Source organism: Pseudomonas sp. JDS08PS003, assembly GCF_045013505.1.
Lineage (GTDB): Bacteria > Pseudomonadota > Gammaproteobacteria > Pseudomonadales > Pseudomonadaceae > Aquipseudomonas > Aquipseudomonas protegens_B.
In genome coordinates, this window is record NZ_CP120724.1 from 3,530,839 (window position 1) to 3,542,838 (window position 12,000).

Annotated in this window: 9 protein-coding genes; 7 read left to right on the forward strand and 2 right to left on the reverse strand. The window is 62.0% G+C overall.

Features of this window, described 5'->3' with window-relative positions:
• Nucleotides 1-164: 164 nt before the first annotated feature.
• The 3 genes from P7C00_RS15890 to P7C00_RS15900 all read left to right on the forward strand — a co-directional run bounded on the left by P7C00_RS15890 (nucleotide 165) and on the right by P7C00_RS15900 (nucleotide 4,809).
• Nucleotides 165-1,505 carry a hypothetical protein gene (locus tag P7C00_RS15890; protein ID WP_346632942.1) on the forward strand — a complete coding sequence of 447 codons (1,341 nt, stop codon included), beginning with the start codon at nucleotides 165-167 and terminating at the stop codon, nucleotides 1,503-1,505.
• A 54-nt stretch (nucleotides 1,506-1,559) separates the two neighbouring features.
• Complete coding sequence (locus P7C00_RS15895; RefSeq protein WP_404939869.1) at nucleotides 1,560-3,839, forward strand: P-loop NTPase fold protein; 2,280 nt, start codon at nucleotides 1,560-1,562, stop codon at nucleotides 3,837-3,839.
• 220 nt (nucleotides 3,840-4,059) lie between these two features.
• A complete protein-coding gene (locus tag P7C00_RS15900) occupies nucleotides 4,060-4,809 on the forward strand; it encodes an SDR family NAD(P)-dependent oxidoreductase (RefSeq protein WP_404939871.1) in 750 nt (249 codons plus the stop codon).
• Here P7C00_RS15900 and P7C00_RS15905 read toward each other — a convergent pair.
• On the reverse strand, nucleotides 4,806-5,723 hold the full coding sequence (locus P7C00_RS15905; RefSeq protein ID WP_404939873.1) for an AraC family transcriptional regulator: 918 nt from the start codon (nucleotides 5,721-5,723) through the stop codon (nucleotides 4,806-4,808). The two genes, P7C00_RS15900 and P7C00_RS15905, sit on opposite strands and share 4 nt — an antisense overlap.
• 131 nt (nucleotides 5,724-5,854) lie before the next feature.
• Here P7C00_RS15905 and P7C00_RS15910 point away from each other — a divergent pair, with 131 nt between their 5' ends.
• Nucleotides 5,855-7,327 carry an aldehyde dehydrogenase family protein gene (locus P7C00_RS15910; RefSeq protein WP_404939875.1) on the forward strand — a complete coding sequence of 491 codons (1,473 nt, stop codon included), beginning with the start codon at nucleotides 5,855-5,857 and terminating at the stop codon, nucleotides 7,325-7,327.
• A 365-nt stretch (nucleotides 7,328-7,692) separates the two neighbouring features.
• Nucleotides 7,693-8,790 carry a P1 family peptidase gene (locus tag P7C00_RS15915; RefSeq protein WP_404939877.1) on the forward strand — a complete coding sequence of 366 codons (1,098 nt, stop codon included), beginning with the start codon at nucleotides 7,693-7,695 and terminating at the stop codon, nucleotides 8,788-8,790.
• 107 nt (nucleotides 8,791-8,897) lie between these two features.
• On the opposite strand, the gene P7C00_RS15920 is transcribed toward P7C00_RS15915, so the two are convergent.
• On the reverse strand, nucleotides 8,898-9,707 hold the full coding sequence (locus P7C00_RS15920) for a response regulator transcription factor (RefSeq protein WP_404939879.1): 810 nt from the start codon (nucleotides 9,705-9,707) through the stop codon (nucleotides 8,898-8,900).
• Nucleotides 9,708-9,821: 114 nt separating this feature from the next.
• Between P7C00_RS15920 and P7C00_RS15925 the strand changes: the two genes are divergently transcribed.
• Both P7C00_RS15925 and P7C00_RS15930 read left to right on the forward strand, forming a co-directional pair.
• Nucleotides 9,822-10,637, forward strand: a complete 816-nt coding sequence (locus tag P7C00_RS15925) for a carbon-nitrogen hydrolase family protein (protein ID WP_346632949.1) — start codon at nucleotides 9,822-9,824, stop codon at nucleotides 10,635-10,637.
• Nucleotides 10,638-10,736: 99 nt separating this feature from the next.
• Nucleotides 10,737-11,837 (forward strand): polyamine ABC transporter substrate-binding protein, encoded by a 1,101-nt coding sequence (locus P7C00_RS15930; protein ID WP_404939881.1) that lies wholly within the window; start codon nucleotides 10,737-10,739, stop codon nucleotides 11,835-11,837.
• The last annotated feature ends 163 nt before the right edge of the window (nucleotides 11,838-12,000 follow it).

Here is a 12,000-nt window from a genome sequence, read left to right on the forward strand (position 1 = left end):
CGCCTTACGCTGATCTGGAGCGAGGAAGAGAGGGGTGGCAATACGCCATAAAGGATTTAAAGTGAACGCCCCTCACCCATGCTCAAGGATTGGCGATGCGCAGAACCGGACTCTGGACCCGTTGCAAGACAACCTTACTGACAAGCTGCCTGCTAAGCCTGCCATTGGCTGCTCTAAGCGTTGAGACCCAGGCAGCGGAGCCTGATTTCATCACCCTGGTGATCGAGAACGAAGGCGACTATCCCATCACCTTCGAGCCGCCTTTCAACGTCAATTCCTCGGACTTCGAGCGCAAGTACCCGGTCGATGTGCCCAAGTACGCCACCGTCAAGGGCCTGGAGTCGGGGCCGGTGGTGATCGGCGCGCGCCAGCAGGGGATGCTGGTGATGGCCTTGAGCAAGCCGATGTTCAACTTCCTCGATATCTTCAGCAAGGACTGGGGCTTCAACCTCAAGTTCTGTCAGGAGCGTGGGGCCTGCGACGAAGCCCGACTCAGCGGGACCATCCGCTCCACCACCAGCTTCAACTGGAACCAGTCGAAAAACTTCAGCCAAGCGCAAGTCAGCAACATGACCAACGACGAGCTGGACGCCTATGCCAAGACCAAGAGCCTGGTCTCGGGCATTCTGACCACCCTGGGCAGCGTCCTCGGCCTGCCGTTCGGAGCCGGCGGCATGATCGGTGGCCTGCCGGACGTGCAGAACTTCAAGGTGACCCTGAAGCAGCAGTGCAACGCACGCTTCTCGATGAACCTGGAGCCCTCGCTGGCGCCCAACGGCGATTTTCTCGTCGACTTGCGGGTCAACCGTGTGCTGCCCAGCGACATGACCAACTTCAACGGTTTTGTCATCGACGACAGCGCCGTGGTCGGCAAGGGTCTGCGCCTGATGGACAACGGCTGCCGCGACGGCCGGCAAGCCCAGTGCCTGATCAGATTCAACGGCGGCACCGACATGAAGAACCTCAACACCACCGAGTTCGCCGTCACCGATCGCGCCGGTTGCCAGGCTGGTGACAAGCTGGCCTATTCCCAGGGCGCGTTCATGCTCAGCAACAAGGTCGGTTTCCCGGTGCTCTACACACTGTTCATCAAGGACCGCATCGTCGACAAAGGCGAAGTCTGGCCCGACCAGAACAAGGACCTGCGCCAGTTGGTGGGCCAGGTCATGGCCACCGTCGGCGACCAGGAATGTCCGCAGGCCCAGGACCCCTGGATGGGTGGGCGACGCATGGGGGTCTGCCCACTGCGCCTGGAAGTCCAGGGTGACGGCGGCCCGGGGCTCAAGGGCAGCCTGCGTTGCAGCCTGTCCATGCGTCAGGGCACCGTGGGCGATCCCAATGCCGACTACATGAACCTCTACAGCCTGACCGGCTGCACCCCGGCCATGCCGGCGTCCATCAGCCCGGTGGCCGGTTTCTACCAGATGGATATCAAGCGTCTGGTGCCCCTCAGTGGCATGCACAAGATGATTTCCATCGACCTGATCAAGCCGCAGCAGCAGTAAGGCCTGCGGGCATAGGCCGCAGGGAAACGCAAACCAGCACAAGGACGTAAGCAGATGTCGGTAACACAGGCCTTTACCGCCCCGGGCGGGCACGATGCGGCGCTCACCCAACGCGCCGACGACCTCCTGGAGCGTTGGCCTGTGGCCAAGCTGATCTATCGCATGATTACCGCGACGCCCTTGGGCTGGTCGACCCGAATTGGGCTCTATGGTCAGTGGGGCAGCGGCAAGACCAGTGTGCTGAATTTTCTGCAGCAGATTGCCGAGGAGGCAGATGACATCGTTGTACGTTTTCCTGCGTGGCAGGCCACAGGGGAGGAGGGGTTCATTGCTCAGTTCTATCTGCAATTGACTGCAGTGTTGGAGCACGAGGGACTGGCTGAACCCTTGCGGCCCTGGCTGAAGCGCTTGAGCAAAAAGGTCACGGACACCCTGAACAAAGTGTCGAATTGCGCTGCGCAGGTGACGCTTCCCGACTCCGTCGAGTGCGCCCCGGTGATCAGTGCCGCAGCCCATGTCTCGGGCGTGGCCTTTGACAAACTCAGTGGCATGTTGCAGCTGGATGCAGAAGACCTTAACGCGCTGCATCAACAACTGGGAAAGAGGCGGGTGATCGTCTTTATCGACGACCTCGACCGGGCCGATCCGAAGGCCCTCCCGCAGACGCTACTGGCCTTGCGAGAGTTGCTCGACTGGCCGGACTTCGTGTTTGTCCTGGCCTTCGACAAGGAGGTGGTCAGCCGGGCGCTGCACAGCTACTCCGCAGCCTTTGGCGAATCTGCCCAGCATTTTCTCGACAAGATCATCGACGTGCCCTTCACCTTGCCGGCGCCGACGCCCAAGCAGGTGCAGAGAATGGTGGCGAAGAATCTGCAGGACAGCTGTGGGTTCCTGCCGCCCCTGGCCATTGAGCAGTGCGCCCAGTGGTTTCCCGGTAATCCGCGCTATGCCAAGCGCATCTGCCGCAGCCTGTCGGTCTTCGGCGCGGCGCACGATCGACACGAAAAGGACGAGCTGGATTGGCGCGGGATTATCCTGCAGACCCTGTTGCGCGAGAGCGAGCCGGGCATGGCGGAGTATTTCATGCAGAATTTCCAGGAGATCATCAGTGCGTTCAGGCCACCGATGTTGGCTTCGCCCAAAGAAGAGGCGTGCAACCGGCACCGGCAGGCCGCGCTGGCCATGACGCCTCATGCCGCCAACAGCCCTCAAGGCACCTGGGCGCTGGGGCTGTTTGAGGAGGTGACGAAAGCCCGGATCGATAGCCACTCGTGGCTGGAAAAAATCAACTACGAGATGAGCCTGGCGGTGCTTGTACCGGCCTTTACCTTTCCTGGTCTCAAGCAGTTCTTCAACACCTGGCGTGAGCACAGGGCTGCGCGGATTATTCATGAATTCATCGAAGGGGCAGTGGAAAGAAGTGGCGAAGCTGAATCGGCCGTGGCTGCGAGCATGCTCAAGGCGGTCAATATTCTCTATACCCAATTGTCCAGGGAGGCGGTCTCGAGTTACTCGCGCGACGGCTTTGAACGCGCCTCTGGAAAGCGTGTTGAGCTGCTGGAACTGATGGCGCTCTTGTATGGCGGCGAGCTGGGAGGTGAGCTGGCCGTTGTCGGTCGTGAACCTGAGACCTGTGTGATGGCGATCCGCACCTTCTTTGATTTCTCGACCCAGGATGACACCGCGCTTGATCGCGACCAGCGCCGACGTGAACGGGCGCTGGCCCGCGACATTGCCCGGCGTTGCAACGACCCTACGGTGATTTATCGTCAGGCCCAGGAGTTGCAGAACTACCTGACTCACAGCCGGCAGGACCCGGAACTGCGAATGGCTTATCTGCAGGACATAAGCCAGTCAGTGATACCGGAGCTCATCAGTCGCGCCCTGGAGCTTTTCTTCACCCCCAACGGCATCGCCAACGCCTATCTCACGGGGGAGTCGAAGTACCTCTGGGTCCTGAACGCCATGACTTCCCCGTTGTATCAAACACCGGACGCAGTACAGCAACTGGAGCGACTCATGCGGCGTCCTAGAGACCCTGGGCAGCAGGCGGTAGTGGCCGAAAACGCAATGAGCTACCTGGGCAACTTCGGGCTGGAGCAGGACGCGCACTTCCCGCCGATACTCCAGTACTCGGCGCCGATTCACGCCGGATACATTGAGTTGGCCTGGGAAGCGCTGATGCGGGTTGAGCCAAGAATACAGACGCTGGTCTACCTGGAAGAGCTGCACCAGCGCCTGGTGCGTGCCGGCGTGGCAGTGGAGCTGCTGCCGCTGCCCGAGTGGTGGAATGGCCGGGAAGGCGACATTCGGCACCCACTGCAAGGCTTGTGATCCGCAGCTTTTGATCAGCTTTGTTTACCTGCTGTTATCCCATCACGTCACGGTGTTCCTGGCGCAACGCTGCGAGCGAGCCTTCCACTGCCTTGGACGCTGGAGCATGTTTCCCGGCTTTTCAGTGATTAACACGCCCGGACCTCAGGCTTAAGCTCAATCCATCGCCCGGCCCCACAGGGCGAACGGATCACTGACGAGCACAGCGCAAGGTTCAAGCATGAAAAAACTGGAAAAGAAAATCGCCCTGGTGACCGGCTCCTCCAAGGGCATCGGCGCCGAGATTGCCCGGCAACTGGCCGCAGAGGGAGCCACTGTTATCGTCAACTACACCCGCAGCCAGGCCGACGCCGACCGGCTGGTGACGCAGATCGTCGAGGAGGGCGGCAGGGCCTTTGCGGTCCAGGCCGATGTGTCCAATGGCCTTGAGGTCAAGACGCTGTTCAAGACCATCGGTCATCAGTACGGCCACCTCGATATCCTGGTGAACAATGCCGGGGTCTATTCCACCGGGGCCCTGGCCGAGGTCACCGAAGAAGCCTTCCACCGGCACTTCAACTTGAACGTACTGGGCCTGATTCTCTGCTCCCAGGCCGCCCTTGAATACTTCAACCCGGCCGGGGGCAGCATCGTCAACATCAGTTCCAGCGTCACTTCGTTTACCCCGGCCAACTCCACGGTCTACACCGCGTCCAAAGGGGCGGTGGACGCCATTACCCGCACCCTGGCCAATGAACTGGGGGCCAGGAAGATCCGGGTCAACTCGGTGAACCCGGGGCTGGTGGAGACCGAGGGGGTGCACGCCAGTGGTTTCTTCGCCGACGAGTTCCGCAGCCAGATCGAGTCCATCACCCCACTGGGACGCATTGGCGCTCCCCGGGACATCGCGCCGGCGGTGGCCTTCCTGGCCTCGGACGCTGCCGGCTGGATCACCGGCGAGACCCTGATCATCGGCGGCGGTTTGCGCTAGAGGGTTTGCTGGGCGCGCTGATAGTGCCGCGGCGCTTCACTCATGATCCGCTTGAACGCGGTACTGAAAGCGCTTTCCGACTCGTAGCCCAGGGCGAAGGCGATGCTGGAGATGCTGTCCTCGCTATTGCGCAAGCGGTCGCTGGCCAACAGCATCCGCCAGCGCGTCAGGTACTCCATGGGGGCGACCCCGACAATGGTTTTGAAGCGCTGGGCGAAGGCCGAGCGCGACATGTTGGCCAGGCGCGCCAGCTCTTCCACGCTCCAGCGCCGTGCCGGCTCGCCATGCAGGGCGCTGATCGCGGCACTCAAATGACGGTCGGCCAGGCCGGCGAACCACCCTGTGCCTTCACTGTCGAGGGTGCTCAGGTGCGCCCGCAGCACTTCGACCAGCATGATGTGGGCCAGGTGTTCGGTCATCAGCGAGCGCCCCGGCCGGTGCTGGTGCAGCTCCGAGGTAAAGCGCTCCAGGGCCCAGCGCAGGACTGAGGCCTGGGCGCAAACGCCAGTCAGGTGGACCAGGGAGGGCAGGGTGCTGAGCAAGACCTGGGCCGGCACCCCGGTGAACTCGAAGCGACCGCCCACCAGCTGGGTTTCCTGGCCGCCATAGTCGAGGCGGATCTCATCCTCGGCGATGCGCTGGAAGTACTGCTCGGAATCGAGTGGAACCTGGGTCATGTCGCTGTAGAGGGCAAAGGGCGCGCCCCGGGTCATCAGGAAACAATCGCCTTGTTGCAAGCGTTGTGGCTGTTGTTCGCCCTCAACCCATAACCAGCCGCCGCCCTGAACCACGGTGGTGAACTTGATCCCGGCATTCTCGGGAAAGCTGAACGCCCAATCGCCCGCCAACTTCAAAGTTGCAGAGTGATAGTTGCGAACTCGCAATAAGGAAAGAACACCCGACAGTGGGTCCATGGATAAGCCTTTTTAAATATTGAGAAGCAGGAGGGAACTCTAACATCGAGATTGTTGTGCTGGATATATAAACCTTATCTCGATGGGCATCGGCAATATGACCTTAAATCTTTAACTTGTAGAGGCATGATATGACTATCTTATTTGATCCTGTATACGGCCCGTTGATTAACGGCGTATTTGAAAACAACGACAATGCTCCCGTTCCCGCCCTCGATCCGGCCACGGGCCAATGCCTGGCGCACATCCATTACTGCAACGCGGCCGATGTAGATCGTGCGGTTGACGCCGCCCAGGCAGCCTTTGCCGGCTGGAAGGCCCTAGGGCAGCAGGAGCGGGGCCGGTTGATCAATGCCCTGGCCGACGCGGTGGAGGCCGACAGCGAGCGTCTGGCGCGGATCGATGCCCAGGATGTCGGGCGCTGCATCAGTGAAGTGCGCAAGGACTATCAAACCGCCGTGCGTCACTATCGCTACTTTGCTGCGGTGATCATGGCCCATGAGGACTATGGCCGGGAGATCGTCGGTGGCTATGCCCTGGGCAAACGCGAGCCTCTGGGCGTGTGCGGGCAGATCATTCCGTGGAACGCGCCGGCCATCATGGCCGCGTTCAAGCTGGCGCCGGCCCTGGCGGCAGGCAACACCGTGGTCCTCAAGCCCGATGAGAACGCGTCCCTGTCGACCCTGGAACTGGGCAAGCATATTGCGCGGATTTTCCCCGCTGGGGTGGTCAACATTGTTCCTGGCCTCGGCGAAGTGGTGGGCGCCGCCCTGAGTGTCCATCCGCTGGTGCGCAAACTGTCGTTCACCGGTAGCACCGAGGTGGGAAGAATCGTTGCCGGGGTGGCTGCCGAGCGCCTGGTGCCGGCCACCCTGGAGCTGGGGGGCAAGAGCGCGAATATTGTGTTTGCCGATGTCGAAGATCTCGACGCCGTGGTGGACAATGCCACCTTCGCCGCCATTCACAACAATGGCCAGTCGTGCCTGGCCGGCACCCGGCTGTTTGTCCATGCGGATATTTTCGAGAGCTTCAAGGACAAACTGATCGAGTCGTTCCAGCGGGTCAGGGTCGGTGCGCCCCTGGAGGAAGACTCCCGCGTCAGTTGCCTGGTCTCCGCCAGTCAGGGCCGCAAGGTCCTGGCATACATCGATGCAGGTATCGCAGAGGGGGCCACGCTACTGGTGGGTGGTTCTCGGGTCGAGGTAGCCGGTTGTGAGGCTGGCTACTTCATCCAGCCCACGGTGTTGCTTGCCCGCAATCACATGCGCATCTGCCAGGAAGAAATTTTTGGCCCGGTGCTGTCGCTGATCCAGTGGAGCGATTACGAGGAGATGATCGCCCAGGCCAACGACACCGAGTACGGCCTGGCTGCGGGGATCTACACCAGCAACCTGAAGCACGCCATGCACACCGCCAACCGCCTGCAAGCCGGCTCGGTCTGGATCAACCGCTACTCCAACATCAGTGACGGCACCGCCTTTGGCGGCTACAAGAACAGCGGTATTGGCCGTGAGTTCTGTCGCGAGACGCTGAATGCCTACACCCAGATCAAGACCATCACGATCCAGGCTGAAGTGCCGGCGCCCTGGTTTGCACCGCGCTAGCTCTAAGCTGTTTTCGGAACGCCTGAAGATGATCTTTTCAGGGCGAATGGTGCTCGATTGAATATATTTCCTAATACCTAAAGAGGATGTTCGTGATGGTTGAGTGGTTTGCTGCGAGTTGAGCAGGCTGGGGCTTTCGAAGATCAAGGCAGACCACCAAATTGTGCAGTTCAAGAATATCGCCGGGTATATTTTTATTAACTTTGTTTCGCAGGTGGTATCAACTTTTTCGGCGAGGTCAGCTCGCTTTAGTTGCCCCTGTCGGGCATTAACCTGCTAGGGGTAATAAATGAGGGTTATCGTCAATGGCGTTGCAGGTTCCTACACTTCGAGCCCTTAATCGATCGAATGTGGAGAGTAAAACAATGCGTTTACGCGACCTTGGCATCACCTTGGGTTCGGGTACCCCAGGCGTCTACAACGCGATTACCGATGTGCCCGGCGTGCGGGTCGGCCATCACACCCTCAGCCTGGAAACTGCCGAGGCTTCCATTCATACCGGGGTGACGGTGATCGAGCCTCGGGCCGGATCGGCGCACCTGGAACCCTGCTTTGCCGGGGTTCATGTGCTCAATGGCAACGGTGACGCCACGGGCCTTGAGTGGATTCGCGAAGCGGGCCTGCTGGCTTCGCCGATCGCCTACACCAACACCCACAGTGTCGGCGTGGTGCGCGATGCGCTGGTGGCGGCCGAGCGGGAGATGGCCAAGCAACACACCTACTGGTGCATGCCGGTGGTGCTGGAAACCTACGACGGCGTGCTGAGCGATATCTGGGGGCAGCATGTCACGGCCGAGCATGTAACGGCGGCCTTGGGCGAAGCGCGTTCCGGGCCTGTGGCCGAGGGCAATGTCGGGGGCGGCACCGGGATGATCTGTCACGAATTCAAGGGCGGCATCGGTACGTCGTCGCGGGTCTTGAGCCAGGAGCAGGGCGGCTGGACCGTCGGCGCGCTGGTTCAGGCCAACTATGGCGTGCGCGAGGAGCTGCGCGTGGCAGGTTATCCGGTGGGTCGGGTGCTGGCTGACGTGGCCTCGCCGTTCAAGGGCGCGAGTAATGTCGGCGAGCCGGGCATGGGCTCGATCGTCATCACCCTTGCCACCGATGCCCCCTTGTTGCCGCACCAGTGCACCCGGCTGGCACAGCGGGCCAGTGTCGGTCTGGCGCGGGTCGGTGGCGGTACTGAAGATTCCAGTGGCGATATCTTCCTGGCGTTCTCGGTGGGCAATTGCAATCTGCCGGTGGCCAATCACGGGCACCCGGGCGCGCCGACCACCGCCTTGCAGATGGTCAACAACGACTACATTTCGGCGCTGTTCCTGGCGGCTGCGGACGCGGTGGAGGAGGCGATCCTCAATGCGCTGCTGGCCGCCGATGACCTGAGCGGCTGCGGCAGCCAGGTCCTGGCCTTGAAGCCCCAGCGCCTGCTGGCGGCCTTGGAGCAAGTGGGCTGGCGGCCCTGAAACCGATCGGACGGCACCCGGCGGTGGGTTGATCCACTGCCCGCCTGCTCCGCGATGTGACCTGGCGAGCGCACCTTGAGTGGTCCGCTCGCTTTTTTTTGCCCCTTCTAGCCTTGCTCGCCACCTTCCTGCGCCTGCAGAAACAGGGCAAACAACTCGGACTGGGACTTGATCCCCAGCTTGCTGTACAGGTGCTTGCGATGGACCTTCACGGTCTCCGCAGAAATCGCCAGCTTGCGCGCGATCTCCTTGTTCGAGCAGCCGCTGAGCAGCAGTTGGACCACATCCATTTCCCGTGCCGAAAGCGCGGTGCCCGATTGCAAGGTGGCCTGTTCCAGGCGGCTTTGCCAACTGGGTGCGGTTTGTGGCGCATCCGCCGACTCACGCTCGAACACCAGCCGCTGGCGCATCAGCGCCGCGACCCAAGGTTGGACCAGGCCCAGCAGGGCGGTCTGCTCGGGGCTGAAGCGGCACTGGCAGCCCAGGGACAGGCTCAGGGTGCGCGCGCCATCGAGCTGGACATTGATGTGGACCTCGTCGGCCACCACGTTCAGGCGGAAATAGCGCTGGTAGTAGTCGGTCTGCTCGAAGCATTCCGGCGCCACATCTTCCAGGCGAAACAGGCCGCTGCGGGGCGTTTCCCGATTGTGGATATAGAAGGGGTCCAGCAGGTACAGGCCCTTGAGGTAGTCCTGGAACAGCGCGTCCGGCTCGCCGTCCGCCGCCGGGGACTCGGCCAGTACCTGGGGGCGGCCGGGGCTGAAGACCAGCACCACCCAATTGTCCACGGGCACATAGTGCTGCAACAGGCGCACCAGTGCGCTCCAGAAATGGTCCCGGTCCAGGGTGTCGATCAAGCGGCCCACGGCATCGTGCCAGGCCACGTCCTGCAAGGTCAGGTGTGTTTCGCTACCCATAGCGGGGTACCCCATCGAAGTGATTCTGTGCCGCGTGGCGGCGCTCCATACTCTGTGCGTCCCCGGCGCCTGCAGCGGCGATCGGGGCACCTCCAACGCGTGCAAGGATCAACGATGAAGATCGAACTGGTGCAACTGGCTGGCCGTGACGGCGACAGCGTTTATAACCTGGGGCGGGTGCTCGAAGCCATTACAACCTGTGCCGAGGACACCGATCTGCTGGTGTTTCCCGAGACGTGCCTGACCGGGTTCATCGGCGCCGAACAATTGCCGCTCTACGCCGAGCCTCTTGAAGGGCCGAGCGTGCAGGCGGTGCTGCAGGTGGTGCGCCAGCGTAATGTCGCGGCCGTCATCGGCCTGGCGGAAAGCGCTGAAGGCCGCTACTACAACACCTCGTTGCTGGTGACCCCCGAAGGCATCGCCCTGCAGTACCGCAAGACCCATCTGTGGCCCTCGGAACGGGGCGAATTCTGTCCCGGCGACCGTTATGCCACGGTGCTGTGGAAAGGCCTGCGGGTCGGCATCCTGATCTGCTATGACATCGAATTGCCGGAAAGCGCCCGGGCCCTGGCACAGCTGGGGGCCGAGCTGATCATCGTCACCAACGGCAACATGGACCCTTACGGCCCGGTGCACCGCACCGCGATCATGGCCCGGGCCCAGGAAAACCAGTTGTTCGCGGTCATGGTCAACCGGGTGGGCGAGGGCGACGACGGGCTGGTGTTCGCCGGCGGCAGCGCTGCCATCGATCCCTTTGGCCGGGTGCTGTTCGAGGCCGGGCGCGATGAGTGCCGGCAACTGGTCAGCCTCGATCCGCAGCAGCTCCAGGCCGCCCGCCGCGACTATCACTACCTCAGCGACCGCCGGTTGCTGTTGCACGGTGAACGGATCGACCACCCGGACGGTCGACGCGAGCTGTTGATTCCCTGATTGACCTTCACCGCACTGATTCCTGCCACAACAATCCCAATATCAGCAGGCGCGGTGCCGGTCCTCAAGGGCCGGAAACTGGCGCTGTGGAGTATCCCGATGAAAACCATGCGCTGCGCCCGATGGGCCCTGGCCTCAATGTTCAGCTTCAGCCTGGCCTGCGCCGCCAATGCCGAACCCCAGGTGCACATCTACAACTGGTACGACTTCATCGCCCCGGACACCACCAAGGACTTCCAGGCGCAAACCTCGATCGTTGCGACCTACGACGTGTTCGACAACAGCGATGTCATGCAGAGCAAACTCATGGCCGGGCGCAGCGGCTACGACGTGGTGGTCGCCACCGGCGACCTGCTGCCGAACCTGATCAAGGCCGGGGTGCTCAAGGAACTGGATCGCAGCCAGTTGCCCAACTGGTCCCACCTGGACCCGCAGATCCTGGCCAAGGTCCAGGGCAACGACCCGGGCAATCGCTACGCCGTGCCCTATCTGTGGGGCACCACCGGCATCGGCTATGACGCCGACAAGGTCAAGGCCATCCTCGGGGCCGACGCCCCGGTGGACTCCTGGGACCTGATCTTCAAGGAAGATAACCTGGCCAAGCTCAGCCAGTGCGGCGTGGCCATGCTCGATGCCCCTGGCGAGGTCATTCCCATCGCCTTGCACTACCTGGGCTTGCCCTACAACAGCCAGAACCCCGAGGACTATCGCAAGGCCGAGGCCCTGTTGCTGAAATTGCGCCCCTATGTGCGCTACTTCGATTCCTCGAAGTTCATCACGGACCTGGCCAACGGCAACATCTGCGTGGTGCTGGGCTGGGCTGGCGGCGTACTGGACGCCAGGACCGCCTCGGAAGCCGCCGGCAATGGCCGCCATATCGAATACCGCATCCCTCGGGAAGGCGCACCGATCTGGGTGGAGAGCCTGGTGCTGCTCAACGATGCCCCCAATCCGCAACAGGGGCTGCAGTTCATCGACTACATGCTGCGCCCGCCAGTGATCGCCCAGACCACCAACTACCTGAAGTACCCCAATGGCAACCTGGCCGCCAAGGCGCTGATCGAACAGAAGATTCGCGACAACCCCAGCGTCTACCCGAGCCAGGCAGTGCTCGAAACCCTGTTCCCGCTGGAGCCGCTGCCATTGAAACTGGAGCGGGTCCGCACCCGGGTCTGGAGCAAGGTCAAGAGCGGCAGCTAGCGGTGAGAGACGGCGGTCTGCCCCCTGCGTTGGCACTAAGACCGAGCGGGGGCAAGGCGGACCTTGTGCGCCATCAGCAACAGCGCGCTGCCGACCATCAGGAACAGCATGAGTGCACTGTGGACGGCCTGAGCCATGCCTGATGAGTCCAACACAAACCCGA

Bases quoted from the DNA above. Each gene is read 5' to 3' on its own strand.
- P7C00_RS15915 (WP_404939877.1), top strand. From the start codon at position 7,693: ATGCGTTTACGCGACCTTGGCATCACCTTGGGTTCGGGTACCCCAGGC.
- P7C00_RS15895 (WP_404939869.1), top strand. From the start codon at position 1,560: ATGTCGGTAACACAGGCCTTTACCGCCCCGGGCGGGCACGATGCGGCG.
- P7C00_RS15930 (WP_404939881.1), top strand. From the start codon at position 10,737: ATGAAAACCATGCGCTGCGCCCGATGGGCCCTGGCCTCAATGTTCAGC.
- P7C00_RS15905 (WP_404939873.1), bottom strand. From the start codon at position 5,723: ATGGACCCACTGTCGGGTGTTCTTTCCTTATTGCGAGTTCGCAACTAT.
- P7C00_RS15925 (WP_346632949.1), top strand. From the start codon at position 9,822: ATGAAGATCGAACTGGTGCAACTGGCTGGCCGTGACGGCGACAGCGTT.
- P7C00_RS15900 (WP_404939871.1), top strand. From the start codon at position 4,060: ATGAAAAAACTGGAAAAGAAAATCGCCCTGGTGACCGGCTCCTCCAAG.
- P7C00_RS15910 (WP_404939875.1), top strand. From the start codon at position 5,855: ATGACTATCTTATTTGATCCTGTATACGGCCCGTTGATTAACGGCGTA.
- P7C00_RS15920 (WP_404939879.1), bottom strand. From the start codon at position 9,707: ATGGGTAGCGAAACACACCTGACCTTGCAGGACGTGGCCTGGCACGAT.